The organism is Nannocystis punicea, assembly GCF_026965555.1.
In the GTDB taxonomy this organism is placed as follows: Bacteria; Myxococcota_A; Polyangia; order Nannocystales; family Nannocystaceae; genus Nannocystis; species Nannocystis punicea.
The window spans coordinates 967022-992650 of record NZ_CP114040.1; the positions used below are offsets into that span (position 1 = coordinate 967022).

Consider the following 25629-nt stretch of genomic DNA (forward strand, 5'->3'; position numbering starts at 1 on the left):
GAGCGAGCAGCGATCGGGCATGCACGGGGCGAGCGCGCTCGTCAGCTCGCCGAGCTGCCGACGATCCAGAGGAAGCTGCCCAGGTGCTCCTCGCAAAGGTTCTCCCAGGAGCTGGCCAGCAGGACGTCGTAGTCACGCCCCTCCGCGGAGAGCGTCCCGCGGTTGCGGGCGAACAACTCGATGGACGGGCCGGAGGTGTGGCTGAACTCGTAGGTGTAGTACCTATCGCATTCGCCGCCGCAGCTGGCGACCGCCTCGAAGGAGAGCGGCGCGAACGCGTCGTCGGCGATCGGGTAGTTGTCCGCCGCGGCGAGCACGAGCGCGCCGGTGTCGGGATCGTGCAGGGAGAACCACCGGATCTCGGGCTCCCAACTCTCGTAGTGGAAGTCGGCGTGGATCTGTTGAAGGTCGTCGAGGTCGATCTTGAAGTCGAGCGGGACGCCCAGCTCGATGTCGGCCGGCGCGTCGACGACGAGGTCGGTGCTGCAGAGCAGAGCGATCGCCACCTTGCCGCCGACGTTGCTGGCGGCCTCGACCGTGCATTCGGCGCTCTTGCCGAAGAGCGAGGCGTCGACCTCGAACAGATCGATGCGGGCCTGGAGCTCCGGATCGCCGTCGGGGCAGGCGTCTGCGCCAGTGTCGGTGTCGCCCTCGGTGCTCGCGGTGTCGCCCTCGGTGCTCGCGGTGTCGCCCTCGGTGCTGGCGTCGGTGTCGGCGTCGCCCTCGGTGGCCGCAGTGTCCACGGAGGTGTCGGAGAGCGTCCCGAGAGTCTCGGTCCCGGCCGTCGTGTCGGTCGTGTCGACTGTGGTGCTCGGCGCCGCGGTCGTCTCGCCCTCGGTCGCGGGCGCGGAGGTCTCGACGGTCGTGCTCGGGTCGGTCGTGGTCGAGGGGTCGAAGTCGGTCAGCAGGCCGTCGTCGCCGGGGCAGGCGGGGAGCAGCAGGCAGGGTACGAGAGCGCGCGTCAGCAGGCGGGGGCGAAGTAGATCAAGCATGATGCGCTGGTTTCCCGAGCGCCCCTCCATCCGTCACGACTTTCGGCGGCCACGCGCAGAACGGCCGGACCGGGGCGGATGCGTGGCAGAACGAGGGCGCTCATCGAGGCGTCGCGACACCGCGTGACTTGCCCCGTGACATCGATGTCGCGGGGACCTCCGCGCCGCCGTGCTCGCGCTGCCGGCGAACGTGCGAGTCTTTTATTTAAAATCACCGCAGGGTCCGCGGGTCGAGCACGCGCAGGCCTGCGCGCGCGGGGCCGGCGAGCACGTCGCCGAGGCGATCGAAGCGCGAGCCGTGGCACGGGCAGTCCCACGTCTTTTCTAAATGATTCCACGTCACCGAGCCGAGCAGGTGCGTGCAGGCGGCGGAGCAGGCGTGGAGGTCGCCGGTTTCGTCGCGGTACACGGCGACGCGCGACAGGCCCGAGCGGAGGATCGCGCCGCTGCCGGGGGCGACCTCCTCGACCGAGGCGACCTCGCCGGGTCGCAGCCAATCGGCGTACTGCGCGGCGACGTTGGCGTTCTCGCGGATGAACTCGCCGCCGGCCTTCAGCGGCCGGCGCCGCGGATCGTACAGCTGCGACCATTCGCTCTCGCCGTCGCAGATCCGGGCGCACAGCATCATCGCGGCGATGGTGCTGTGAGTCATGCCCATGCCCGAATCGCCGGTCGCGATGTAGACATTGGCGGCGCCGGCGGGGTCGGGGCCGATGTGGGCCAGGCCGTCGAGCGTCTCGAACACCTGCCCCGACCAGCGGTACAGCCGCTCCTGCGCGGCGGGCACCCGCGCGCGGGTCCACGCCTCGAGGGCCGCGAATCGCCGCTCGCCGTCGTCGGCCTGGCCGGTCTTGTGATCCTCGCCGCCGACGAGCAGGACGTCGCCGCGGCCGTCGCCGCCCGGCTGGAGGCGGACGTAATGATAGGGGTCGATGGTGTCCCAGTAGAGCCCCGGCGGCACGCTGCCGGGCGGGAGCTGCAGGCCGATCGCGTAGGTGGTGTAGGACGCCTGCTTGCTGTGCACGGCGAAGCGGTCGCAGATCGGCGAGCAGGTGGCGACGATGGCGGCGCCGCTGCGCACGCGGTGGCCGTGCGCGGTGGTGGTGACGACCACGGGCCCGCCGGCGATGTCCTCGACGCGGGTGTCGCCGTAGATCACCGCGCCGCTGCGCTGAAGCGCGGCGCACAGGCCGGCGAGGTACTTCAGCGGGTGGAACTGGGCCTGGTCGGGGAAGCGCAGGCAGGGCCGGCCGAACAGCGGGTCCTCCTCCATCGCCTGCACCGTGTGCCAGCCGAACGCGTGCACGGTCTCGAGCTCGCGGCGCAGGCGGTCCGGGTCCTGGTCGGGCGCGAGCCACAGGTAACCGTCGAGGCGCTGGAAGTCGCAGTCGATGTCCTCGTCGCGGGCGATCGCCTCGATGCAATCGATCGCGGTGGCGTGGCTCTCCCACGCCTGCCGGGCCGCGTCGAGGCCGCGCACCCGGGCGAGCTCGCTGAAGCGGTCGTCGAGCGCGCTGGCCAGATGCGCGGTGGTCCGGCCGGTGTTGCCGCGGCCCGGCTGGTGACTGTCGAGCACGACGACGCGACGGCCGGCGCGGACCAGCCGCAGCGCCGCAGTCAGGCCGACGAGGCCGGCGCCGACGATGCACACGTCGGCCTCCACGTCCTGGGTGAGGGGGGCGAAGCTCGGCACGTCGCAGGTGGCCTGCCACAGCGAGCTCGTACCTTCCACGGGGGATTCGAGCGCCATGCCGTGAATGTTGACGAACGAGCGCGAAGGTCAAGCGAAGAGCCGCGGATCCGTCGCGCTCGCGCGCGTCAGGCCGCGCCGCGCTGTTCGCCGAGGATGTACTCCCACACGCGGTCGCGCTCGGTCTCGAAGAGGGCGCCGAGCCGCTGCGCTTCTTGCGGCTCGAGCACGCGCCGGGCCAGCGGGAACAGCTCGCCCTCTTCCTCGTCGACGTGGCGCCCGACCATGTCGGCCAGCACGCGCGCCCGGGCCGCCCAGTGGTCGTCGCGCGGCGACATGGCGAGCAGCTCCTCGAGCAGCGCGTCGACCTGCCGGTGCTCCGTGAGGCCCACGCGGACCTTCTCGGCGGTACGATCGTCGTCCAGGAGGCGCAGGTAGAACACGGCCGCCTCGGCGCGGGAGTGCGGCACCAGCTTGAGCCGCACCCGCGTCAGCAGCTCGGCGGCGATCTTGCCCCTGGCCGCCACGAGCTCGTGGAGCAGCTCGCCGATCTCCTCGTGTTCGCGCGCCAGGAGCTCGTAGATCTCGGGGCGTCGCATGGGGCGTCCTCCGCGATCACTTCGGCGCGGTGACCGGCTGGGTGTCGCCGTCCTTCAGACGAATGACGCCGCAGGCGATCCGCGCCCCCGAGTTGCCGGCCGGCTGCGAGGTGTAGTCGTCGGGCGCGGCGTGGACCACGACCGAGCGGCCGACGATCCCGCGCGCCCCGGTGTCGAGGGTGAAGCCCTCGAGCTTCATGTCGAGCGTGGTCTGCTTGCCGCTGCCCGCGCCGGCCAGGTTGCCGAGATCGCCGGCGTGGTGGCGCGTGGCCTTCGGCGCGCCGTGGTCGGTGTGGTCGGGGTTGAAGTGCTCGCCGGCCGACTTGCCGTCGGGCGCCGAGCAGTCGCCGAACTCGTGGATGTGAAAGCCGTGGTCGCCGGTCTGGAGGCCGTTGATCTTCGCCTCGACGTGGACCTCGCCGTTCTTCGAGGTGAAGGTGACGGTGCCGTCGACCGCGCTCGCGCCCAGCGGGGCGAGCTCGGCGACGGCCACCGCCTCGTTGGACTTCGACGAGCCGCAGGCCGCCGGGGCGGCGAGGGCGAGCGAGACGAAGCAGAGGACCGAGGCTCGCGCGAGATCGTGAGACATGATTCACCTGAGGCCGAGGCAAGGAGGAATCGATGCACCGTCGAGCCCGCACGGCCGACGGTTGACGCTGCAACTATGATCACCCGCCCCGGCGCGGCTCGCCGCCCGCCACCGACCCGAGGCGCCGCGGCGCCGGTTTCGGCGGATCGCGGCGGGCAGGAGCGGGAGTTCGCCGACTCGCCCGGGCGCCGAATTCCGCCGGCCTCGTCCGTCGTTGCGCAACTCGCGTCGCGGCGGGGCGGACGCCGGCGCGAGCGGGCTCATCGCGCGAATGCGAGGATTCGGACCCTCGATGCATTCGCCGCCGGGCTCAGCCATTGTCGCCACCTTAAAAAATCGTCGTTCGCCCGCGAGCGCGATCCTGCGGCGGGCGCGATCGAGCGGCCGTGCGTGCCTGCGAACGCCGACCTGTCCGCGCCGGCCACCAGGCCGCAGGTCCGGCCGAGCGCGCACCCTGTCGCACCCCGAAGGCCGCAGAACGCTGAGCAGAGGCCTTGACGCGGGCAGCGCCATTTTATAACTTGCTTGTCGCCAGCAAGTAAGGTGTGATGAGGTCCGAAGGGCTTTGACAACTGCGGGCTTAGACAAGAAAAAAACTTCTCGATGATTTCCGAGGCAAGAAGGCGGACCCAGGAGGAGCGAACGGCGATGTCCGAGCAGTCGATGACCGAGGCGGCCGTGAGCTTGCTGGTGGAGCGAGGGATCGCCGGCACCACGCTCGCGGGCATCGGCGAGCGCTCGGGTTATTCGCGCGGCCTGGTCACGCATCGCTTCGGCTCGAAGGCGGGGCTCTTGGCCCACGTGCACGACAGCATCGCGGCCGAGTGGCTGCGGCGGGTGCAGGCGGTCGTCGGTCGGGCCACCGGGGTGGCGGCGCTGCAGCGGGTCACCGACGCGCTCTACAAATTCATCGTCGACGAGCCGAAGGGGCTGCGGGCGATGTACCTGCTGCGATACGCCAGCATCGACCCGAGCGCCGAGTATCGGGCCAACGTGGCCAAGCTGAACAAGGCCCACGTCCGGGCGCTCAAGCGGTGGATCGAGGAGGGCCAGGCGCACGGCGAGATCGCGGTCGAGGTCGACCCCGGGCTCGCGGCCGAGCTGTTCGCCAGCGTCGTCGACGGCCTCCTCTATCGCTGGCTGGTCAACCCCGACATCCCCGTCAAGGAATTGCACGGGCTGATGCGCGCGCACGTCGCCCGCGCGTTGCGAGCGGCCCAGGCCTGAATCGGGGTGTTAACACCCCAATGATCATTCCGGCGCGCCGGAATGTAGATAACTCTCCATGTTCAGTCTCACCGCGAACACCGTACAATCGTCCGAGGCCGCAGCGCGCGGCCGGTGGCGGCGCGGCGTCGTGGGTGGCGCCCGGCCGGCCGCGATCGCGGCGGTGCGCGGGGGCGAAGAGGTCCAGACCGAGGTCGTCAGGAGCGGAGTCCCGGCGGGGGTGTGGCGATTCGCCCGTCGTCGCTCCGAGAGGAGGCGCGACGGTCCAGGAGAAGGAGTGACGCGATGGGGTCGATGACGCAGCGAACATTGATTGGAATGGCATGTCTGGCTCTGGGCGCCTGCGGCGGGGACAATCCGCCGGCTCAGGGCAGCGACGGCGATACCGGCGAGAGCACCGGCGGCGGCGGCGGTCCCGGCACGACGGCGGAGACCGCCGGCCCCACCACCGGCGAGGCCAGTGATTCGGGGGTGGAGCCGCCCACCACTGGTTCATCGCACGGCGAGACGACGACGGGCGGCGACCCGCCGCCGGCCGCCTGCGCCATGGGCTACCCGATCCCCGGCATCGAGCAGGTCCAGGGCGACGCTCAGGCCGGCTACCACGCATTGCTCAACGAGGGCTATGTGTCGTGCGGGATCCCGTTTGCCCTGTTTCCGATCGCCGCCCCCCTCCTCGGCTCCTTCGGCGAGGGCGAGCCGCTCCCGGGCCGCACCGGCAAGAACGCCCAGGTGCCCTACAACTGGACCGTGCACACCTCGAAGAGCAGCGGCGCGGAGATCGTCTCGCTCAACTGCCTCGAGTGTCACGCGGGGCACTTCAACGGCGACCTCGTCATCGGCCTCGGCAAGGCCGACGCCGATTACACCGAGCAGATCGGCGGGTTCCTGGCGGAGATCCCGATCCCCGGCATCCCGATCCCGGGGCTCGAGGAGATGACGCGGATGGCCCAGCGCTACCAGGCGGTCGGCGACTACACGCGCATGATCACCGTCGGCACCAACCCGGCCGACTCGCTGGCCGCGGTGCTGTCGACGCGGCACGACGCCAAGACGCTCGAGTGGCTCGACGAGCCCAACACCGTGGTGCCCGACGTCATCTTGCCGGTCGACACGCCGCCGTGGTGGCACGCCAAGAAGAAGCACGGCCTGTTCTGGAACGGGATGTCGCGCGGCGACCACCGGGCGACGATGATCTACGCCAGCGCGCTGTGCACCGATTCGGTCGAGGAGGCCGAGGGCATCTTCTCGTACTTCAACAACATCCGCGCGTTCATCGAGTCGGTCGAGGCGCCGAAGTACCCGTTCGCGATCGACGCGGAGCTGGCGGCCCAGGGCCAGGAGATCTTCACGCGCGACTGCTCGTGCTGCCACGGCACCTACTCCGACGACCCGGCGCTCGAGACCTACCCGAACATGCTGCTGCCGCTCGACACGATCGGCACCGACCCGCTGCTGGCGTTCGAGGCCGACGCGCGCCCGTTCGCCGACTGGTTCAACTCGTCGTGGTACGGCGACATCGGCAAGCTCACCACCGGCGACCCGTTCGTCGGCTACGTCGCCCCGCCGCTCGACGGCATCTGGGCCAGCGCGCCGTACCTGCACAACGCCTCGGTGCCGACCATCGAGCTGGTGCTGAACAGCAAGGCGCGGCCGGTGTGGTGGCGCCGCGTCGACTACGACAGCACCAACTACGACGAGGAGGCGGTCGGCTGGCCGTGGGTCGAATTGCCGTACGGCCAGGACGGCGCGCCCGACGACGAGCGCAAGCACGTCTACGACACGACGATCACCGGCCACTGGAACACCGGCCACCCGTTCGGCGATCACCTCGACGACGGGGAGCGACGCGCGGTGCTCGAGTACCTCAAGACGCTGTGAGCGCGGACCGGGCGGCGGGGTCCCACGACGCGTGGCACCCGCGCCGCCTCGGCGGCGGCGACATCGAGCTCGAGGTCCTGGCGGCCCTGGCGCTGCGGTGAGCGCCTTGCGGGCCCGGACGCGCGCGCGTACCATCCGCGCATGGGCAAGGAGTCCAGGGCTCGCCGAGAACGGGCGCGGGGGCGTCGAGAGCGAGAGGCGCCCACTCCTCGCAGCCCCGGGGCGCCGAGCGTGCGTGACAGCGGCCCTGAACAATTGCTCGCCAAATATGGGGTCGAGCCGATCGCCGACCTCCCGGACGAGACAAAGAAGTTCCATCTCAGGGTCCTCAACGACGTGCTCGCGGGCCACGACAGATGCCAGACGTCGCTCGGAGCGCTCTGGGCGACCCAGACCTGGCACAAGCACCACGACGGACTCGCCGCATCGCGGCCGAGCGCGCTGCTCTTCGGTGATACGGAGATGCACCTCGCGTGCAAGCCGGGCTGCAACCACTGCTGCCATTCTCCTGTCGGGGTGGTCGGCGCGGAGGCGGTGCTCATCGCTCATGTCGTGGCCCGCAGTTTCTCGGCCCAGGACCGGCTGGGGCTCGAACGGCGGATGGCGGAGCGCAAGGCCGCGCTGCAGAGCGGCGACCCGCAGCGGGGGTACCTGTGCCCGCTCAATGTCGGCGGAAACTGCTCGGTCTACGAGTTCAGGCCGTTCAACTGCCGGATGTTCCACTCGTTCGATGCGGACGCGTGCGCGAGCATCCGCGATGACGGAAAGGCGCGCGGCGGCCTCCCGATCGACCGTGTCCGCAGGCAGTTCGACAAGTTGATCGTCGCCAGCGCGAACGTCGCGCTCGGGGCGCTGAAGCTCGACATGAGATTGCTCGAATTCACGGCGGCCCTGGAGCTCGCGCTCGCGGCCGGCGATGGCAGGTGCGAGCGCTTCGCTGCGGGAGAGAACCTCTTTGCGAGCCTCCCCACCATCGCGTCGTCGTCGGCGGCAGCGCCTGAATAGCTCGATGGCGCCGGCCGAGCGCCCCGGCCCCGCCGCTGGCCGATCGGGGCGTGCCCGGGGCATGACGGTGCAGCGCTCCGCGTCGCGAGTCGGGCGAGCGGAGGATTCATCGCACCTCGCCGGCCGTCGCGGGCGATAGAACCGATTCCAAGCGCGCGCCAGCGCGCCGGCGCGGTCGGATGTGGAAGGGGACAGGCGACAGAACCTCGGATAAACAGTGTCTGTGAGTGAATCGAGCATCCTGCAGCACGCCCCGTTGATCGTGATCGAGGTCGACGCCGGCTTCACGGTGGTCGCCTGGAACCGGCGCGCCGAGCTGGCCTTCGGGACAGATGCTGCCGCGGCCGTCGGCCGCGACCTCGCCGAGGTGCTGCCGCTCGTCCGCGGCTCGTGGCGCGACCTGGCCGACGAGACCGGCGCGAAGCCGAAGGTGTGGGAGGTCCGCCGGGGCGAGGCGACGCTGGCGCTCGAGGTGTGGACGCAGGCGGTCGCGGGCGAGGCGAGCGGCGAGCGGCGCACTGTCCTCTACGGCCACGACGTCACCGCCCGCGTGGCGGCCGAGGCCCGCGCGGCGCTCGAGTCGACGATGCTGACGGCGATCAAGGACAACCTCGAGGTCTCGCTGTGGTCGACCGACGAGCGCGGGACCTTCCTGTACATGGACGGCAAGTCGATGCGCACGCTCGGCATGACGCCGGACCAGTTCGTCGGCCACAGCATCTACGAGATGTACGGCGCCGCCGGCAACAACGACCGCATCGCCGCCGCGATCGCCGGCCAGCCGGAGTTCACCGGGGGCGTCGAGCTGCACGGGCACTTCTTCGACACCTGGTACATCCCGATCGCCGACGACCCGAACAAGGTGCGCCTGGTCGGCGTGACCCTCAACGTCACCGAGGCCAAGCGCGCCGAGCTCGAGCTGCGCAACAAGCTCGAGCTGATCGAGCGCCAGCAGGAGGTGATCCGCGTGCTCGCCACGCCGATCATCGAGGTGTGGGACGGGGTGCTGACGATGCCGATCGTCGGCCTCATCGACACCGCCCGCACCGCCGAGATCATGGACAGCCTGCTGCAGGCGGTCACGCAGACGCGGGCTCGCTTCGCCATCCTCGACCTCACCGGCGTCGAGGTCGTCGACACCGGGACTGCGAGCCACCTGATCAAGATGATCCAGGCCATCCGGCTGCTGGGCGCGGAGGGCATCCTCACCGGCATCCATCCGACGATCGCCCAGACGATGGTCGCCCTCGGGATCGATCTGTCCCGCGTCTCGGTCCACGCCAAGCTGCGCGACGCCCTCAAGCACTGCATCCGCAGCAGCTCGAAGGCGGCGCAGCCGGTGCGCCCCGGGACGTAGAGCTCGCGGCTCAGAACAGGATCGGGATGCTGCTGAAGCCGCGCAGGCCGGCGGCGGCGCCGAACTCGAGGTCCTCGGCCGGGACCGCGAGGCGCAGACGGGGCCACCGCTGCAGCAGGGCGCGCAGGGCGACCTCACCCTCGAGGCGAGCCAGCGGGGCGCCGAGGCACATGTGAATGCCCTTGCCGAAGGCGAGGTGACGATTGGCGTCGGGCCGCGCGATGTCGAAGGCGTCGGGGTCGCGGAAGTGCCGGGCGTCGTGGTTGGCGCAGGACAGGCCGATGGTGAGCTTCTCGCCGCGAGCGAGCGGCGTGCCGGCGAGCTCCATGTCCGCGGTGACGACGCGGGGGATCGACACGAACTCGACGGGGGCCCAGTAGCGCAGCGCCTCCTCGACGGTGTTCTTGACCAGCGAGAGGTCGCCGCGCAGCCGCGCCAGCTGCTCGGGGTGGGTGAGGAGGGCGACGACCGCGTTGCCGATCAGGTTGACGGTGGTGAGGTGACCGGCGAAGTAGAGGAGGAACACCATCGAGAGCATCTCGACGTGCGTCAGGCGATCGCCGTCCTCCTGGGCCCGGAGCATCTCGGAGATCATGTCGTCGCCCGGCTCGCGCCGCTTGCGTTCGAACAGGTCCTCGAGATACGCGGTGAAGTCGGCCATCTTGCCGCCGGCCAGCACGTCCGCGACGACCTGCGGCTGATCGGCGCCGACCAGGCCCTCGGCCCAGCCGTGCGCCCGCTCGCGGTCCTCCTCGGGGATGCCGAGCATGTCGCTGATGACCGCGACCGGCATGGGATAGGCGAACATCGCCACCAGCTCGCCGGAGCGCTCGCCCGCCGCCTCGCCGCGCGCGGCGGCCTCGTGCTCGGCGCGGTCGAGGAGCGCGTCGGTGATCCGCTGGACCCGCGGGCGCAGGGCCTCCATGGCCCGCGGGGAGAAGCTCGGCTGGACGAGCTTGCGCAGCCGCGTGTGGTCCGGCGGATCGAGGAAGAGGAGGTTGTGGAGCATCGGCTTGATCTCGCGCGGCAGGAGCTCGAGCAGCTGCCGCTGCTCCGGGCTCATGAGGGCGCGCAGATCGGAGGAGATCCGCGGATCGAGCAAGGTGGTGACGACCTCGTCGTAATGGGCGACGAAGAGGTGATCGCTGGTGCTCGCGGCGTCGTCGGTGCCGCTCCGCAGCTTGCTCATGAAGTTCTCGGCGATGCGGGCGCGCACGAGCGGCCCCTGCTCGCGCATGCGCGTGTAGATCTCGAAGGCCTGGGCGAGGAAGGCCGGGTCGTCGCGCTTGATGACGACGTCGTCGATGCGCGGCACCCGGTGCCCGCCCGTGACGGGGCAGCCGCTGCGTTGCGAGCCCTGGCTCGCGGAGTCTTCGCTCGTTCGGTCGGTGGTCATGATGCTCTCCGTGGTGGTTTGCGCGCCGCGGCGGGGCCGCGCGTTCGCGGCTTCGCCGACGCGGCGCCGGACTTGCGCGGCCGCGGTGACTTGCCCGCCGGCTTGGCCGCCAGGGCCTGCTCGAGCTCGGCGAGCACACCGTCCATGCGGTCGAAGGCGCGGCCGAGCTCGGCGAGCTCCGCCGCGGTCGCGCCGGCGAACTGGGCGCCGAGCTCCCGGGCGAGCCGCTGTTGCACTGCGTGGCAGATCTTCAGGCCCGCGTCGGTGAGGTGGAGCGAGTGCCGCCGCCGATCGTCGGCCGCGACCTCGCGGCGCACGTAACCCTGACGCTCGAGCCGGGCGAGGAGGCCGGTCACCACCGCAGGGGTGACCATGAGCCGCGCCGCGATGTCGCTCGGGGAGTGGATGTCCCGCCGCAGCGCGGCGAGCACGGCGAACTGCCGCAGGCTCAGACCCTCCAGCCCGCCCGTCCTCACCGCCGACGAGGCCCAGCGGTTGAAGCGCGGGAACAGCGAGAGCGCCCGCGACGCGAGCTCCATGGCGAGGTTCTTGGCGGCCATCGTCGATCTGTTTCCCAAAGATGATTTGCTTTGCAAAGCATATCATTCGCGAGCCCGCTGGCCAACGGTCGAGTTCGGCGCGCTCGCGGGCGCGACGGGTCGGCCGAGCGCCGATGTCGCTGCACGGCCCCACGTCTTCCCGCACGTCGCGCGGCGATCCTCGCGCGGATGCGACGCGGTGAGTCTCGGGTCTCGCCGCTGTCCGCTCGCGGTGGCGTCGCGGTCGCGGTCGACGCGGTCGCGCGGGCGTCGGACGACCGGGCTAGCGGCCGCGGCCGAAAGGCGCCGCCGCGCGGCGGTACGGGTGCATCTCCAGCGAACCGTGCCATGACTCGGGACGAATCGCATGCCGCAGCCCGACACCACCGCCGTCCCGACCGCGCTCGATCCGAGCGACCCGTTCGCGCAGCTCGACGACGCCTTCCTCGAGGCCTACGCGGCGCGCCAGCGGGCTGTGCTGGACAGGATGGGCCCGGCGGTGGCGCACGTCGACGATTCGCTGTACTTGCGGATCGGCGGGCGGCGCGAGGTCGGACCGGCGCGGACCTGCCTGTACCATCAGCTCAAGACGATCTGCCACGTGCCGCTGGCGCTCCAGAGCATCCTCGGGGACGAGGGCGGCGAGCTCGACGACGCCGCGCGCGGCCGCCTGGTCGAGCTGGCCCGGCGCGCCGAGGTCGCGGACGGGGCGCTCGCGGAGGCCGGGTTCGACCCGGAGCAGCTCGTGCGCCAGCGCCGACTGCTCGACGCCTCGCGCGGGTTCATCGCCGAGGTGCTGCAGGCGGGGGGCGTCACCGCGGTGACGCTGATCGGGTTCCTGCGGGCGCAGATGGACGACATTCGCGCCAACATCGCCGACGCGGCGCGGGACCAACTGCACACGATGCACGCGACGTTCTCGGCCTGGGTCGCCGAGATGACCCCCGAGCAATGGTCGCAGCTGCGGGTGGTCGTCGGCTCGGGTCACATGGACCGCACCGGCAACCTCGCCGCGCAGTACTTCAGCCTGGCCCTGGGCGATCGCTGGGAGGGCCGCTTCGAGCGCGAGGACGAGGACCCGGCGCGGCGGCGGGTCATCACCTCCGAGGGCGCGACCGACGAGGAGAGCGCGTTCGCGTTGCTGGCGACGAGCGTGTTCGACACCCGCACCTCCAACGCCTTCTTCGGCGAGGAGAGCCGGATGGGCCGCGACGTCCTGGCCGACGCCGGCGAGCGCGAGCTCGTGGCGATGTTCGGCAGGCAGCCCGAGGCCCCGACCTGAGCCGTCACTCGGCGAGCAGCTCGAAGTCGATCGGCTTGAGGCTGCCGGCGTTCGTGACCTCGCTCGAGCAGGCGGTGAGGCCGACGATCATGTCCATCTCGGCGCGCAGCTCGATGCAGTCGCCGGCCGCGCTCGCAGGCGGGGCGATCGTCATCTTGCCGGTCGACGGATCGAAGCGGACGTCCATGAAGATGTTGAAGGTCGAGCCGATGCTGTCGGCAGCGACGCCGAAGGCGGACAGCGGCCCGCGCAGGTTCTCGTAGCAGCTCGGGTGGGTGCCGTCGTCGCCGCGCAGCCTGCGGTACATCTCGGGGCTGCACGGGGTCAGCACCAGGTCGTGCCGACCGACGTCGTCGCGCCCGATCGTCCACATCGGCCGCTCGCGGTTGCTGTAGAGGACGTCGCCGGTGGTCAGGTAGAGCTTGTCGGCGTAGTCGATGCTGCGGCCGGAGCTCAGGTGCTCGCGCAGCTCGCCGCGGGCCAGGCTGTAGAGGTCGCACACCTGTCGGCCCGCCGGATCGATGATGCGCAGCCGCTGGCCGCGCTCGATCGCAAAGGCCACGCCGGACTGCCTGGGGATCCGGTAGCGGACGCCGGGGCGCGGCTGCAGGACCTGGGTCGCGGTCACCACGGAGTGATGCGGGCAGGTCGGCTCGGCGGTCGCGTCCGTGTCATCGCCGCGCGGGTGGAAGGGCGCGTGCCAGTCGGGCTCGACCTGTCGCCCGCTGTACTGGCGCGCCTCGCTGTCGCCGCCGAAGTCCTCGAGCGCGGGGTTGATGTCGCCCTGGAGCGCGCGGTCCTTGTCGCGCACCACCGCCTGCATGCGCTCGTACTTGCCGGTCTCGCGCAGGCGCTCGAACTGCGCGTGCGGGTTGAAGACCAGCGCCGGCCACGGGAACCGGCGGCTCAGGCGAGCGCTGCCGGGGTGGAGGCCGACGATGAAGAAGGCGGTGCCGGCGTAGCTGAACGAGAAGTGAGGGTCGTCGGGATCGTTGCTGACCGACGGATCCCACGGCGCGGCGTCGGCCTCGTGCAGCGCCTGCAGCTGGGCCCACAGGGCGCGCTCGAAGGTCTGTTCGTCGACGTCCTGCGGGCTGGTGAAGATCGCCACGAAGGTGGCGAAGGCGCCCTCGATCGCGTCGATGTCGCGGGTGAACGCGGCCAGGTCTCGCGCCAGCGCGGCGGTCGCAGTCGGGCTGCCGAGCGCGTCGTAGACCCCGAGGCGATAGCTGTTGTTGTGGACCGCGCTGCGCGCCCCGACGCAGGGGTAATGAGGGTCGAGCACGAAGGCGCGAAAGGCCCCGTGCATCGCCGTCGCGGTCAGATCGGCCTGGGCTCCGTCGGCGTCGGGACCGACTCGCAAGAGCCGCTCCGGGTGCGACGGATCGGGGCGATAGAAGCGGACCAGCGGCTCCGCCTCGTCGGCGCCGGGAGGCCGCTCGGAGTGCGGTTCGGAGACGTGGACGCTCGAAGTTTCGCTGCCCGGGTGGAAGTCAGACATGATCGTCCTCGTCGCCGGCCCTCCGGCGAAACAGCCGGGGCCGCTGGGGCGGAGGCGCGGAGGTGCGGCGAGGGCCGCACCTCCGCAGGTTCGCCGCAGCTCAGGGCAAGTTCGGCTTGCCGTCGTTGGCCTTGAGCTTCTCCTCGCGCTCCTCGAGCCGGTCCTCGCGCTCCTCGAGGCGCTCGTCCTTGGCGGCGCTGTTGTCGGGGTCGGCCTGCTTCTCGTCGATCCGCTCCTCCCGGCGGTCGATCCGCTCTTCCTGGCGCTCCATCGCGCCCTCGGTCCGCTCCTTGCGGTCGAGCTTGGTCTGCGCGCAGCCGAAGGCCGGAACGAAGCTGAAGGCCAGGGTCAGGAGAATGGGTGTACGGAACTGCATGGTGATCCTCGTCGTCGAAGTGATGGCTCTCGTGTCGTCATGACTGAGGCATCGGCGGTGAAGTCGCGTGATGCCGCGGCCCGGCGCACCGCGCTCGTGCGCGATGCACCCGTGAACGCGCTCCCCCGAGCCGAAAAACGGGAGCGCGGCGCGAGCTCAGGCTTACGGGTGGAGGCCCCTCCGCAGCTCGGAGGCTTCGCGCCCGAGCTGCTCCCACTCGCCTTGAACTTGCTCGCGGTTCATCGGGGCTGCTTCCCGGACATGATTGTATTTGCAGTTGCGTGCGCAGGCGTTCCGACTAATCGCCGCGGACCCGGCGAAGCCGGTCGTCCGCGGCCGCTCGGCTGGTGTTCTGTTTGCGCTGGAGGGAGCGACGGAGCCAATCGCGCACGCTGCGCGAGCTCGCCTCAAGCGCCGCCCGGTCGCGGCGCTCCGCCCGGCGGGTCGAACGACCACGGCTGGAGCTCGCGCAGGTCGGCGATGGCGATCTCGCCGCGGCCGAGCTCGCCGGTGGCGGCGTCGTGGATCCGCCACAGCATGGTCTGCCGGTGCAGCGGCTGCGACTCGACGAGGATGCAGCGCAGCTCGCCCGGCTCGAAGCCGCACTGGGCCTGCAGGGCCGCGATCAATTGCTCGTCGTGCAGGTGGCCGTCGCCGAAGTTCCAGCCGAGCGCGAGGCCGGCGACCAGCTCGCCGTCGACCCATTCGTAATTGGCGGGGTCGTCGACCGCCCGCGGCACCAATCGACACAGCGCGCGGCCGGCCAGGTGCATCAGGCGAAACGCGATCACCTTGCCGACCAGGCCGACCGACACCTTGCGCTCGTAGAACACGTCGAGCTGGTCGTACAGCCACTTCGACGACTTGCGCAGGCGCTCCAACTTTTTGTGGCTCTCGCCGCGGAACAGCCACACCGAATACGGCCAGTTGCCGGCGTAGTAGCGCATCGACAGCAGGAACGACAGGCGGTGCGGCGCCAGGTTGCCCCACAGCGGCAGGACCACCGTGAACACGGCGACGAACGCGGCCAGCGCCGGCGTGCTCAGCAGACCGGCGAGGCTCACCTCGGCGTGCGCGCCGAACAGGAAGAAGCCGCCGTACAGCACGACCACGTTCCACTCGATCGGCACCCCCATCGGCACGGTGCTGAGGATGAAGCCGTGCAGCATCACCATCATCACCAGGCCGACGGTGGTGACGACGCCGCCGTCGCCGAGGATGAGGACGATCGGGACCGACAGCTCGAGCAGGGTGCCGACGTGGGCCATCACCGTCGCCAGCGTCGACGGCCGCAGGTCGTCGGGGTAGCTGCGGTAGACGAGGCGGCGGATCCACTCGAAGCGGGTGACCGGCGAGTTGCTGGTCATCACGCACACCACCGCCGGGAAGTGGTGATTCAGCTTCGACACGCCGGCCCAGAACCACAGCGCCGCCTGCACGGCCTTGGCCCCGGCGATCCACGGGCTGGCGAACGCGAACACCACCAGCATGACCCAGTAGTGCTCGGCGCGCGCGGCGAGGAACACGGTCTTGTCGAACAGGCCGCACAGCGGCACCAGCACGACCAGCGGCACCAGCAGCGCCGCGTCGAGCTGCGGGGCCACCAGCGCGCGCACCAGGCCGATCAGCAGGACCGCGTAGAGGACGACGTCGAGGGCGGTGCGGGTGTGGCCGCCGACCCGCGGCAGGCCGCGCAGGAGCGGCAGCTTGGTGGTGCCGGGCCGCAAGAAGTGGAGGAAGCCGCCGACCGGCGGGAAGTAGCGCCCGGTCAGCGGCCCGCTGCCGCAGCCGAGGCCGAGCACCTCGAACAGCAGGCTCCACAGGATCGCCTTCTGGAACGCGACCGGCTCGAGCCACCATTGACCGATCGCCCCGAGCTCGCCGAGACCCGGGGTGAACCCGCAGAAGAAGATCCACCCGCCGACGTAGAGCGCGACCTTGAGCAGATAGGCGAAGTAGACCGCGACCGGGGTCCCGTAGCCCTGCAGGGCCCACGAGCGACACACCATGCGGCTCTTGTCGGGGAGCGGCTTCGCGGCCCACTCGAGGGGGTCGTACGGCGGCGGGATCGGGTCGAGCAAGCCCATCGAGTCGAGCGATCATAGCCGCGGGCCGCCCGCCTGGAAATCGTCGATTCACCGCATTCGCAGCCCGCCCCGACGCGAGCCAGGCGGGGCAGACCGGCCTCGACAAATGCGTCGTCCGCCGGAGTTCTCGCTGGGCGAAATCGCGCTGGCGCGGTCGCTTGACGGTCTCTTGCACGATCTGTATACTTGCTAGTCACCAGCAAGTAAATGTTCGAACGACGAAATCACGAGCGATTTCGGGGTCATGGGTGCCACGGTAGGGGCTGTCATTGCACCATGATGGGCTGGAAACAGGAACCAAAGTTCGTCGAACAACCTGGGCGCGGGCCGGAGCGAGGTCGAGGCGACGGGTTGATTCGACTCGGGGAGAGGGAGGGTCACATGAGGACGGGGACGACACGAATGGTGGGCGCGGGGGCGCTGGGGGTGGTGACATTGCTGTGTACGGCGGAGCCGGCAATGGCGAGCCCGCTGCTCGACACCGCCACGGTCCGCTCGCCGCTCGCGGCCGGCTGCGCGGGCAAGCCCGACAATACGCCGATCCCGCTCGACCCGCGCACTCTGGTGGTGCCGGGGGTCAACACGCCGGGGGCCGCGGTGCAGTTCAACGCCTGGTGGGTCGACCTGCACGACCCGCCGGCGCCGTTCCAGACCACTCTGGCGGCCAATCCGCAGACCTGCGGCGAGTTCCGGGCCAGCGTCGAGCGCGGGCGCAAGAACCTGGTCGAGCGGGCCTACTTCCAGTCGTTCTCGACCGCCAAGAACTACTACGAGCTCTACAAGCAATGGGGGTACCTGTTCCGCCCGGCCGACTTCGACGAGCAGGTCATCAAGCGCTACGGCATGGCCAAGGCGCCGTTCGACAACCCGTACCCGTACCCGTGGGAGAACCCCAACCTCACCAAGGGCGGCAGCGGGCAATTGCCGCTCGGCCTCGTGCAGGCGAAGGACGCCAACGGCAAGTGGACCGGCCTCATCTCGTCGTCGTGCTCGGGCTGCCACGACTCGCGCCTCGGCACCCCGGCCGAGCTGCCGTTCGTGTGGGGCCGCTCGAACGACGCCAACGACTCGGGCCTCCTGCAGGCCGACTTCTTCCAGGCCAACAAGCTGCTCAACGTGCTCTTGCTGGCGCCGATCCCGTGGAGCGTCGGCCGCGGTTCGAGCGACGCGATCGGCATCGTCGACCTCCTGCCGGCGCTGTTCGACATGGACTCCATGGCGATGGTCCCGAGCCTGCTCGAGTACTTCCCGACCCACGCCGGCGGCATGTCGCGCGCGCCCAATTGGTGGTACCGCGCGTTCAAGACCCGCCAGTTCTGGGACGGCGCGCTGACCTCCGACAACGTCCGCTCGGAGATGGCGTTCGGCATCGCCAACCTGCTGCGCAGCGCGTCGGAGCGGCGGGCGCTGACCGCCGAGTTCGAGGACATCGACAACTTCTTCCTCTCGCTGTCGCCGCCGGCGTACCCGCACGCGATCGACGAGGAATTGGCCGAGTGGGGCGCCGAGCTGTTCCACGAGCGCGACCTGTGGGAAGACGGCCAGAACCCCGACATCCCCGCGCCCGAGGGCAACGGCTCGTGCGCCAGCTGCCACGGCGTCTATTCGCCGCAGTACGCCGACGACCCGGCGTACCTGCCCGACTCGCGGCTCAAGGGCGTCGCCGGGGTGATCACGCCGATCGAGATCATCGACACCGACCCGGCGCGCTTCGAATTGATGGCCGACGAGCGCAAGCGGCGGGCCTGGAACACCTCGTTCCTGGCCTACAACGACATGAGCCCCGACCACCCCGGCTTCTTCGACGACCCGATCACCAGCGCCGTGCGCCGGGTCCCGCGGGCGGCCTACGACAACGGCCAGGGCCCGGTCTTCTCGCCGCTCGGGCCCAACGAGTGGATCGAGCCGTTCGGCTACATGGCGCCGCCGCTGTACGGCGCGTGGGGCAACGCGCCGTTCTTCCACAACGGCAGCGTGCCCGACCTGTGGGGCGTGCTCGACCCCGACGCGCGCCCGGCGGTGTGGAAGCGCCAGTACACCGCCGCCAACGTCCTCGGCACCAACGCCGGCTACGACCCGAGCTTCGCCGCCTACGACTTCGACAAGCTCGGCTGGAAGTACAGCGCGCTGCAGTGCGAGGACAAGCCGGGCAACAGCACCTTCCTCCCGTGCTCGGAGGAGATGGCGACCATCGACGTCCTGTTCGCCAACATCGCCAACGCGGTCGCGCAGTACAACTCGCTGGCCTATCAGTCGCCGCCGCCGATCACGCAGAAGCAGATCCGCTCGCGCATGATCTTCAACAGCCACCTCTACGGCATGGGCAACCACGGCCACGACTTCACGCAGTCGCTGACCGACGACGAGCGCTGGGCGCTGCTCGAGTACATGAAGACGCTGTGAGTGCGGTGCGATGACCCCAAGAACGATCTTCGAGGCCGAACACGAGATCTTCCGCGCGGCGGTCGGCAAGTTCTTCCGCGCGGAGGCGACCCCTCACGTCGATCGCTGGCGACGCCAGGGGGTCGTCGACCGCGCGATCTTCAGCAAGGCCGGCGAGCACGGGTACCTGTTGATGTGGGCGCCCGAGCGGTACGGCGGGCTCGGGCTCGAGGACATGCGCTACGAGCAGATCGTCCAGGAAGAGAACTTCCGCCACGGCGACCCCGGCCTGTGCCTCACCCTGCACTCGCGCGTGGTGGCGCCGTACATCGGTGAGCACGGCAGCGAGGCGCAGAAGCAGCGCTGGCTGCCGCCGGCGGTCCGCGGCGAGAAGATCCTCGCGGTGGCGATGTCCGAGCCGGCCGCGGGCTCCGACCTCGCGGGCATGCAGGCCCGCGCCGAGGAGCACGCGGACCACTGGGTCCTGCACGGCTCGAAGACGTACATCTCGAACGGCCTGCTCGCCGACCTGGTCGTCGTCGCCGCCAAGACCCGCCCGGGCCAGGACCGCGCGATCGGCCTGTTCGTGGTAGAAGAGGGGATGGCGGGGTTTCTGCGCGGTCGCAAGCTCGACAAGCTGGGCCTCGACGCGCAGGACACCGCCGAGCTGTTCTTCGACGGTGTCGTCGTGCCGAAGGACAACGTGCTCGGCGACCCGACGCAGGGCTTCCGCTACCTCGCGCAGGCGCTGGCGGTCGAGCGGCTGCAGATCGCGATCGGCGCGATCGCCCACGCCCAGGTCGCGTTCGACGTCACGCTCGAGTTCATCAAGCAGCGCACCGCGTTCGGCCGGCCGATCGGCACCTTCCAGGACCCGCGCTTCCGCATGGCCCGCATGCGCGCCGAGCTCGACGCGATGCAGAGCCACGTCGACCACTGCGTCATGCTGGCCAACGCCGGCGCGCTGTCGGCCGAGGTCGCCAGCGGCGCCAAGATGCTGGCCACCGAGCTCGAGGGCCGCGTGATCGACGACTGCTTGCAGCTGCACGGCGGCGCCGGTTACATGGAGGAGTACCGCATCAGTCGCATGTACCGCGACGCGCGGGTGACCCGCATCTTCGGCGGCACCAGCGAGATCATGGCCGAGATCATCGGTCGACGATTGGGACTCGACGAACGCAGGCTGACCCGATGACCACCACCGCGCCCAGCGATAGCTCCGAACAGGCGACCTTCCGCGCCCACTGCAAGGCGTGGCTGGCCGCCAACCTGCCGCCGCGGCCGAATTTCCGCCTGCCGCTCGGGCCGCTCGAGATCGCCACCATCGAGCAGCTCGAGTACCTGTGCGCCTGGCAGAAGGCGGCTCATTCGGCGGGGCTGGTCGGCTGCGACTACCCGCGCGAGTACGGCGGCGGCGGCCTGCGCGATTGCCAGTGGATCGCCAACCATGAGCTCAAGGCCGCGGGCGCGCCGTTCTTCCCCAACATCGTCGGCCTCGGCATGGCCGCGCCGACGATCTTTCACCACGGCACCGAGGCGCAGAAGCGGCGGCTGCTCGCGCCGCTGTTCGCGGCCGACGAGATCTGGTGTCAGGGCTTCAGCGAGCCGGGCGCGGGCTCCGACCTCGCCAACGTGCAGGCGTTCGCCGAGCGCGACGGTGAGCGGTGGATCGTCAACGGCCACAAGGTGTGGACCACCCTCGCGCACTTCGCCACGTGGATGATCCTGCTGTGCCGCACCGACCGCAGCCGCAAGTACGAGGGCATGACCTACTTCGTCGCGCCGATCCGCGACGGCGTCGGCCGCGGGGTGGCGATCCGCCCGCTGGTCAAGATGACCGGCGAGCTCGGCTTCAACGAGGTGTTCTTTGAGAGTTACCCGATCGAGGACGACCTGCGCCTCGACGAGGTCGGGCGCGGCTGGGCGGTGGCGATGACGACGCTGCTGCACGAGCGCGGCGCCGGCTCGCTGGTCACGCCGTCGTCGGGCGGCGGCGTCGGCGACGACGGCGAGACGACTCTCGGGGCCGGGGGGCTGATCGAATTGGCGAAGCGCTCCCATCGCAACGGCAGGCCGGCGAGCGACGATCCGCGGCTGCGCGACGCGATCGTGCAGATGCTGATCCGCCAGCGAGCGTTCGCCCAGAACGAGCGGCGCGCGGCCGTGCCGGCCCTGGTCGATCACCCGCTGCGCCTGCCGCTGCAGCACAAGCTGACGCTTTCGGAGCTGCTGCAGGACACCGCGCGGCTGGCCTGCGAGATCGAGGGCATGGCGGCGACGCTGCACCAGACCGATCCCGGCGCGCCCGCCGGCGGCCGCTGGCCGCACGCGTACATGAACTCGTACGGCTTCACGATCGCCGCCGGGTCCAACGAGGTCCAGCGCAACATCCTCGGCGAGCGCGTGCTCGGCCTGGCCAAGTCGAAGTGAACGGAGCGACGCACCGCATGACTCGACCTCACGACTTCGGCTTCGACGACGCCGCGCAGATCTTGAAGGACACCGCGCGCCGGCTGCTGCAGGACCACTGCGCGCCCGAGGCCCTGCACCGGCTGGTGGCGACCAGCTCCGAGCCGGCGCGCGCGTCGGAGTGCGTGTGGGACGAGGCGCTGTGGCGCAGGATGCTCGACCTCGGCTGGACCGCGGTCGCGGTGCCCGAGCGCGCCGGCGGCTTCGGCATGGGCCTGGTGGCGATCGCCGGCCTGGTCGAGGAGCTCGGGCGCGCGGCGGTGCCGTCGCCCCTGGTAGCGACCCTGTGCAGCACCTACGTCGCGGCCGCCTGCGACACCGACGCGGCCCGGCAATTGCTGCTGCGGATCGCGGCTGGCCTTTCGGTCAGCCTGGCGATCACCGACCGGCGCGGCTCGTGGGCGCCCGAGGACACCGACGTCGCCGTCGACGAGGCCGGCGCCCTCAGCGGGACCGCGTGGTTCGTGCAGGACGCGCGCAAGGTCGCGGGGCTGATCGTCAAGGCGAGGTCGCCGCGCGGCGTCGGCCTCTACCTCGTCGACGTCGACGCCGCGGGTGTGACGATCGTGCCCGACGCGATCCTCGACCTCACGCGCGACCAGGCCCACGTCGAGCTGCGCGACGTCAGGGACGCGCAGGTCCTCGCCGGCCCCGGGGACGGCGTGCGCGCGCTGGTCGCGGCCGAGCCGGCGCTGCTGACGATCGTCGCCGCGGACATGGTCGGCGCCGCCGAGTGGCAGCTGCAGACCACCGCCGAGTACGCGCGCACGCGGGTGCAGTTCGAGCGGCCGATCGGGTTCTTTCAGGCGGTCAAGCACCCGCTCGTCGACATGATGGTGCAGATCGACGCGGCCCGCTCGCTGGTCTACGACGCCGCCTGCGCCTTCGACCACGAGCCGGAGACGGCCGAGGTGTGCGCGCGCATGGCCAAGGCCGCGGCCAGCGACGCGGCCGCGGATTGCTCGGGGCGATCGGTGCAGCTGCACGGCGGGATCGGCTTCACCTGGGAGTGCTTTATTCATCTGTGGTTCAAGCGGCAGAAGCACAATGAGGTGCTGTACGGCGACGGCGCTCATCAGCGGGCCAGGCTGGCCGATCGGCTGCTCGGACGGATCGGTGAGACCGCATGAAGATCCGCGCCGCAGTCGCGCGCGCGCGCGAGCCGTTCCGCATCGAGGACGTCGAGCTCGACGAGCCGCGCGACGACGAGGTCCTCGTCGAGGTCGAGGCGTGCGGGATCTGCCACACCGACCTCTCCGCCAAGGAGCATGATTACGGCACCCCGCTGCCGGCGGTGCTCGGGCACGAGGGCGTCGGCCGGATCGTCGCCCTCGGCGCGGGCGTCACTCGCTTCGCCGTCGGCGAGCGCGTGGTGATGAGCTTCGGCGCGTGCGGGCGCTGCCCCAGCTGCGTGGCCGAGCTGCCGCCGTATTGCCGCCACGCGCGCGACTTCAACCTGTTCGGGCGCCGCCTCGCCGGCTCGTCGCCGATCTCTCGCGCAGGCCAGCCGCTGACGGGGCACTTCTTCGGCCAGTCGTCGTTCGCCAGCCACGCGGTGGCCGCGGCGCACAACCTCGTGCGGCTCGCCGACGACCTGCCCCCCGAGTTGATGACCTCGCTCGCGTGCGGGGTGCAGACGGGCGCGGGTGCGGTCGTCAACGTGCTGCGCGCCGAGCCGCACGACGCGATCGGCGTGTTCGGCTGCGGCACGGTCGGCCTCTCGGCGGTGATGGCGGCGAAGGTCGCCGGCTGCGCGCGCATCGTCGCCGTCGACGTCCGGGCGGGGCGGCTCGAGCATGCGCGCGCGCTCGGGGCCACCGACGTCGTCGACGGCTCGCAGGTCGACCTCGGGGCCGCGCTCAAGAAGCTCGGCGGATTGACGCTCGCGTTCGACAACACCGGGCGGCCGGAGGTGATCGAGGCCGCCTACAACTCCTTGCATTCGCGCGGGCGGATGGTGCTGGCCGGGCTCAGCGCGCGCGGGGCCGGCCTCACCCTCGACCTCAATCGCCTGATGGCGAGCGGCCGCAGCCTGCGCGGCACCGTCGAGGGCGACTCCGACCCGCGCACCTTCATCCCGCAGCTCATCGACTGGTACCGGCGCGGCGAGCTGCGGCTCGACGCGCTCGTGACCACCTATCCCTTCGAGCAGATCAACGAGGCCGCGGCCGACATGCTGGCCGGGCGGGTCATCAAGCCGGTCCTGCGAATGTCATGACGAGGAGACTGCCATGAACGCCACCGACGCGCTTTCCGAGCTGATCGCCAGCGGCCGCGAGACGACCGCCGAGGCCCTGCACGCGCTCTACGACGCGCTGCCGCCGATCGACACCGCGTTCATGCGCGGCGAGTGGGAGGGCGGGGTGTTCCACACCGGCCACCCGGGCGAGCAGCAGCTGGCGGCGATCGGCTGGGTCGGCAAGTCGTTCCACCACGACGACGACGTCGACCCGATCGTCTCCCGCGACGAGCACGGGCGGCGGGTCGCCAGCCCGGTCCTCGGCAAGGCCTCGCTGCGGCTGGTGCACTACCGCGGGGCCGCGACCGCGACCATGATCTACGACAAGCACCCGATCTTCGATCACTTCCGCAAGCTCGACGACCAGCGGGTGCTCGGCGTCATGGACCGCAAGGGCGACGCCGCGCCGCTGTTCTTTTACCTGCGCCGGCTGCAATCACCGTAGAGGAGGCATCGACATGACCACGATCTCGTCCGTGATCCGCACTCACGCCGCCGAGCGCGCCGACGCGGTGGCGCTCGTGTGCGGCGACCAGAGCCTCACCTGGGGCGAGCTGCACGCGCGCTCGAACCGGGTCGCCGACGCGCTGCGCCGGGCCGGGGTCGGCTTCGGCGACCGCGTCGCCTTCCTCGACAAGAACTGCAACGAGTACTTCGAGCTGCTGTTCGCCACGGCCAAGCTCGGCGCGGTGCTGGTGGCGGTCAACTTCCGCCTGACCGCGCGCGAGGTGGGGTTCATCGTCAACGACGCCGAGGCGCGGGTGTTCGTGGTCGGCGCCGAGTTCATGCCGCTGGTGGCGGAGCTCGCGGGCGCGCTCGAGTCGGTGCAGACGCCGCTGGTGATCGGCGGCGGCGAATCGCAGCAGTCGTACGCGGCCTGGCGCGACGCGGGCGCCGACGTCGACCCGGGCGTGGCGACCACCGGCAGCGACGTGGCGTTCCAGTTCTACTCCTCGGGCACCACGGGCAACCCGAAGGGCGTGCTGCTCAGCCACGACAACGTGTTCGGCCTGCTGCCGACGTCGTCGCAGATGTGGGGCGTGACGGCCGACTCGGTCAACCTGGTCGCGCTGCCGCTGTTCCACGTCGGCGGCGGCGGCTGGGCGATGGTCGGCATGTTCCACGGCTGCAAGTCGGTGGTGGTCCGCGACGTCGACCCGTCGGGATTGATCAAACTCATCGGCCAGCACCGGATCTCCCACGCCTTCCTCGTGCCGGTGCTGCTGCACTTCATGCAACAGGTGCCGGCGGCGGCCACCGGCGACTTCTCGAGCCTGCAGCTGATCGTCTACGGGGCGTCGCCGATCAGCGAGCCGGTGCTGGCCGGCGCGGTGCGGCTGATGGGCTGCAAGTTCGCCCAGGCGTACGGGCTCACCGAGACCACCGGGGCGATCGTCACCCTGCCGCCGGAGGATCACGACCTGCAGGGGGCGCATCGTCACCGCCTGCGCGCCGCCGGCAAGCCGCACGGGGGCGTCGAGCTGAAGATCGTGGCGCCCGACTCGGGGGCCGAATTGCCGGTCGGAGTGCCCGGGGAGATCTGGACGCGCTCGCGGCAGAACATGGTCGGCTATTGGCGCAACGCCGAGGGCACCGCGGCCAGCTTGACCGCCGACGGCTGGCTCAAGACCGGCGACGTCGGCTACTTCGACGACGACGGCTATCTCTACATCCACGACCGGGTGAAGGACATGATCATCTCGGGCGGCGAGAACATCTACCCCGCCGAGGTCGAGAACGTCCTCATGAAGCACCCTTGCGTCGCCGACGTCGCGGTCATCGGGATCCCCTCCGACGTGTGGGGCGAATCACCGTTCGCCGTGATCGTCGCCAAACCGGGCGCGACCGTCGACACCCCGGAGTTACTGGCGTTCGCCCGCCAGCACCTGGCAAAGTTCAAGGTCCCGGTCGGCGTATCGGTGGTGCCGGCGCTGCCGCGCACGCCCACCGGCAAGCTGCTCAAGCGCGAGCTGCGGGCGCCGTTCTGGCAAGACCGCGAGCGAGCGGTCGGCTGAGCG

Annotated in this window: 21 protein-coding genes; 12 read left to right on the plus strand and 9 right to left on the minus strand. The window is 70.7% G+C overall.

Going from position 1 to position 25629, the window contains the following annotated elements; translation table 11 throughout:
- Positions 1 to 41 precede the first annotated feature (41 nt).
- From O0S08_RS03640 to O0S08_RS03655, 4 genes are all read right to left on the minus strand, one after another.
- Positions 42 to 992, minus strand: coding sequence for a hypothetical protein (locus O0S08_RS03640; protein WP_269037563.1), 951 nt, complete (start codon positions 990 to 992; stop codon positions 42 to 44).
- A 211-nt stretch (positions 993 to 1203) separates the two neighbouring features.
- Entirely contained in the window at positions 1204 to 2742 is a 1539-nt protein-coding gene (locus O0S08_RS03645; protein ID WP_269037564.1) for an FAD-dependent oxidoreductase, read from the minus strand.
- 68 nt (positions 2743 to 2810) lie between these two features.
- Entirely contained in the window at positions 2811 to 3281 is a 471-nt protein-coding gene (locus O0S08_RS03650) for a hemerythrin domain-containing protein (protein ID WP_269037565.1), read from the minus strand.
- 16 nt (positions 3282 to 3297) lie between these two features.
- Positions 3298 to 3870 carry a superoxide dismutase family protein gene (locus O0S08_RS03655; protein WP_269037566.1) on the minus strand — a complete coding sequence of 191 codons (573 nt, stop codon included), beginning with the start codon at positions 3868 to 3870 and terminating at the stop codon, positions 3298 to 3300.
- Between the two features lie 648 nt (positions 3871 to 4518).
- On the opposite strand from O0S08_RS03655, the gene O0S08_RS03660 reads away from it, so the two are divergent.
- From O0S08_RS03660 to O0S08_RS03675, 4 genes are all read left to right on the plus strand, one after another.
- Entirely contained in the window at positions 4519 to 5097 is a 579-nt protein-coding gene (locus O0S08_RS03660; protein ID WP_269037567.1) for a TetR/AcrR family transcriptional regulator, read from the plus strand.
- Positions 5098 to 5415: 318 nt separating this feature from the next.
- On the plus strand, positions 5416 to 6978 hold the full coding sequence (locus O0S08_RS03665; RefSeq protein WP_269037568.1) for a c-type cytochrome: 1563 nt from the start codon (positions 5416 to 5418) through the stop codon (positions 6976 to 6978).
- Positions 6979 to 7209: 231 nt separating this feature from the next.
- Entirely contained in the window at positions 7210 to 7983 is a 774-nt protein-coding gene (locus O0S08_RS03670) for a YkgJ family cysteine cluster protein (protein ID WP_269037569.1), read from the plus strand.
- A 223-nt stretch (positions 7984 to 8206) separates the two neighbouring features.
- Positions 8207 to 9340, plus strand: coding sequence for an STAS domain-containing protein (locus O0S08_RS03675; RefSeq protein ID WP_269037570.1), 1134 nt, complete (start codon positions 8207 to 8209; stop codon positions 9338 to 9340).
- Between the two features lie 10 nt (positions 9341 to 9350).
- Here the strand turns inward: O0S08_RS03675 and O0S08_RS03680 are convergent, their stop codons facing one another.
- Both O0S08_RS03680 and O0S08_RS03685 read right to left on the minus strand, forming a co-directional pair.
- Entirely contained in the window at positions 9351 to 10736 is a 1386-nt protein-coding gene (locus tag O0S08_RS03680; RefSeq protein WP_269037571.1) for a cytochrome P450 family protein, read from the minus strand.
- Entirely contained in the window at positions 10733 to 11296 is a 564-nt protein-coding gene (locus O0S08_RS03685) for a MarR family winged helix-turn-helix transcriptional regulator (protein WP_269037572.1), read from the minus strand. The genes O0S08_RS03680 and O0S08_RS03685 overlap by 4 nt, the downstream gene beginning before the upstream one ends.
- 346 nt (positions 11297 to 11642) lie before the next feature.
- Between O0S08_RS03685 and O0S08_RS03690 the strand changes: the two genes are divergently transcribed.
- A complete protein-coding gene (locus O0S08_RS03690) occupies positions 11643 to 12557 on the plus strand; it encodes a hypothetical protein (RefSeq protein ID WP_269037573.1) in 915 nt (304 codons plus the stop codon).
- Between the two features lie 4 nt (positions 12558 to 12561).
- Here the strand turns inward: O0S08_RS03690 and gntA are convergent, their stop codons facing one another.
- The 3 genes from gntA to O0S08_RS03705 all read right to left on the minus strand — a co-directional run bounded on the left by gntA (position 12562) and on the right by O0S08_RS03705 (position 16521).
- The gene (gntA, locus tag O0S08_RS03695; RefSeq protein ID WP_269037574.1) at positions 12562 to 14058 is read right to left on the minus strand and encodes a guanitoxin biosynthesis heme-dependent pre-guanitoxin N-hydroxylase GntA; all 1497 of its coding nucleotides are present in this window, start codon (positions 14056 to 14058) and stop codon (positions 12562 to 12564) included.
- Between the two features lie 100 nt (positions 14059 to 14158).
- Positions 14159 to 14434 carry a hypothetical protein gene (locus O0S08_RS03700; protein ID WP_269037575.1) on the minus strand — a complete coding sequence of 92 codons (276 nt, stop codon included), beginning with the start codon at positions 14432 to 14434 and terminating at the stop codon, positions 14159 to 14161.
- Between the two features lie 407 nt (positions 14435 to 14841).
- A complete protein-coding gene (locus O0S08_RS03705; RefSeq protein WP_269037576.1) occupies positions 14842 to 16521 on the minus strand; it encodes a DUF3556 domain-containing protein in 1680 nt (559 codons plus the stop codon).
- 402 nt (positions 16522 to 16923) lie between these two features.
- Between O0S08_RS03705 and roxA the strand changes: the two genes are divergently transcribed.
- From roxA to O0S08_RS03740, 7 genes are read left to right on the plus strand one after another with little or no spacing between them, the layout of a single operon-like run.
- Positions 16924 to 18924 carry a rubber dioxygenase RoxA gene (roxA, locus tag O0S08_RS03710; protein WP_443094086.1) on the plus strand — a complete coding sequence of 667 codons (2001 nt, stop codon included), beginning with the start codon at positions 16924 to 16926 and terminating at the stop codon, positions 18922 to 18924.
- 10 nt (positions 18925 to 18934) lie between these two features.
- Positions 18935 to 20098 carry an acyl-CoA dehydrogenase family protein gene (locus O0S08_RS03715; RefSeq protein WP_269037578.1) on the plus strand — a complete coding sequence of 388 codons (1164 nt, stop codon included), beginning with the start codon at positions 18935 to 18937 and terminating at the stop codon, positions 20096 to 20098.
- The gene (locus O0S08_RS03720) at positions 20095 to 21333 is read left to right on the plus strand and encodes an acyl-CoA dehydrogenase family protein (protein WP_269037579.1); all 1239 of its coding nucleotides are present in this window, start codon (positions 20095 to 20097) and stop codon (positions 21331 to 21333) included. Before O0S08_RS03715 ends, O0S08_RS03720 begins: the two co-directional genes overlap by 4 nt.
- Positions 21334 to 21350: 17 nt before the next feature.
- Positions 21351 to 22502 carry an acyl-CoA dehydrogenase family protein gene (locus O0S08_RS03725; RefSeq protein ID WP_269037580.1) on the plus strand — a complete coding sequence of 384 codons (1152 nt, stop codon included), beginning with the start codon at positions 21351 to 21353 and terminating at the stop codon, positions 22500 to 22502.
- Positions 22499 to 23590 carry an NAD(P)-dependent alcohol dehydrogenase gene (locus O0S08_RS03730; protein WP_269037581.1) on the plus strand — a complete coding sequence of 364 codons (1092 nt, stop codon included), beginning with the start codon at positions 22499 to 22501 and terminating at the stop codon, positions 23588 to 23590. The genes O0S08_RS03725 and O0S08_RS03730 overlap by 4 nt, the downstream gene beginning before the upstream one ends.
- Positions 23591 to 23603: 13 nt before the next feature.
- Complete coding sequence (locus tag O0S08_RS03735) at positions 23604 to 24056, plus strand: DUF4334 domain-containing protein (RefSeq protein WP_269037582.1); 453 nt, start codon at positions 23604 to 23606, stop codon at positions 24054 to 24056.
- A gap of 13 nt (positions 24057 to 24069) precedes the next feature.
- Positions 24070 to 25626, plus strand: coding sequence for a long-chain-fatty-acid--CoA ligase (locus tag O0S08_RS03740; RefSeq protein ID WP_269037583.1), 1557 nt, complete (start codon positions 24070 to 24072; stop codon positions 25624 to 25626).
- Positions 25627 to 25629: the final 3 nt, after the last annotated feature.

Bases quoted from the DNA above. Each gene is read 5' to 3' on its own strand.
- O0S08_RS03640 (WP_269037563.1), bottom strand. From the start codon at position 992: ATGCTTGATCTACTTCGCCCCCGCCTGCTGACGCGCGCTCTCGTACCC.
- O0S08_RS03645 (WP_269037564.1), bottom strand. From the start codon at position 2,742: ATGGCGCTCGAATCCCCCGTGGAAGGTACGAGCTCGCTGTGGCAGGCC.
- O0S08_RS03650 (WP_269037565.1), bottom strand. From the start codon at position 3,281: ATGCGACGCCCCGAGATCTACGAGCTCCTGGCGCGCGAACACGAGGAG.
- O0S08_RS03655 (WP_269037566.1), bottom strand. From the start codon at position 3,870: ATGTCTCACGATCTCGCGCGAGCCTCGGTCCTCTGCTTCGTCTCGCTC.
- O0S08_RS03660 (WP_269037567.1), top strand. From the start codon at position 4,519: ATGTCCGAGCAGTCGATGACCGAGGCGGCCGTGAGCTTGCTGGTGGAG.
- O0S08_RS03665 (WP_269037568.1), top strand. From the start codon at position 5,416: ATGGCATGTCTGGCTCTGGGCGCCTGCGGCGGGGACAATCCGCCGGCT.
- O0S08_RS03680 (WP_269037571.1), bottom strand. From the start codon at position 10,736: ATGACCACCGACCGAACGAGCGAAGACTCCGCGAGCCAGGGCTCGCAA.
- O0S08_RS03685 (WP_269037572.1), bottom strand. From the start codon at position 11,296: ATGGCCGCCAAGAACCTCGCCATGGAGCTCGCGTCGCGGGCGCTCTCG.
- O0S08_RS03690 (WP_269037573.1), top strand. From the start codon at position 11,643: ATGCCGCAGCCCGACACCACCGCCGTCCCGACCGCGCTCGATCCGAGC.
- gntA (WP_269037574.1), bottom strand. From the start codon at position 14,058: ATGTCTGACTTCCACCCGGGCAGCGAAACTTCGAGCGTCCACGTCTCC.
- O0S08_RS03700 (WP_269037575.1), bottom strand. From the start codon at position 14,434: ATGCAGTTCCGTACACCCATTCTCCTGACCCTGGCCTTCAGCTTCGTT.
- O0S08_RS03705 (WP_269037576.1), bottom strand. From the start codon at position 16,521: ATGGGCTTGCTCGACCCGATCCCGCCGCCGTACGACCCCCTCGAGTGG.
- roxA (WP_443094086.1), top strand. From the start codon at position 16,924: ATGGTGGGCGCGGGGGCGCTGGGGGTGGTGACATTGCTGTGTACGGCG.
- O0S08_RS03715 (WP_269037578.1), top strand. From the start codon at position 18,935: ATGACCCCAAGAACGATCTTCGAGGCCGAACACGAGATCTTCCGCGCG.
- O0S08_RS03720 (WP_269037579.1), top strand. From the start codon at position 20,095: ATGACCACCACCGCGCCCAGCGATAGCTCCGAACAGGCGACCTTCCGC.
- O0S08_RS03725 (WP_269037580.1), top strand. From the start codon at position 21,351: ATGACTCGACCTCACGACTTCGGCTTCGACGACGCCGCGCAGATCTTG.
- O0S08_RS03730 (WP_269037581.1), top strand. From the start codon at position 22,499: ATGAAGATCCGCGCCGCAGTCGCGCGCGCGCGCGAGCCGTTCCGCATC.
- O0S08_RS03735 (WP_269037582.1), top strand. From the start codon at position 23,604: ATGAACGCCACCGACGCGCTTTCCGAGCTGATCGCCAGCGGCCGCGAG.
- O0S08_RS03740 (WP_269037583.1), top strand. From the start codon at position 24,070: ATGACCACGATCTCGTCCGTGATCCGCACTCACGCCGCCGAGCGCGCC.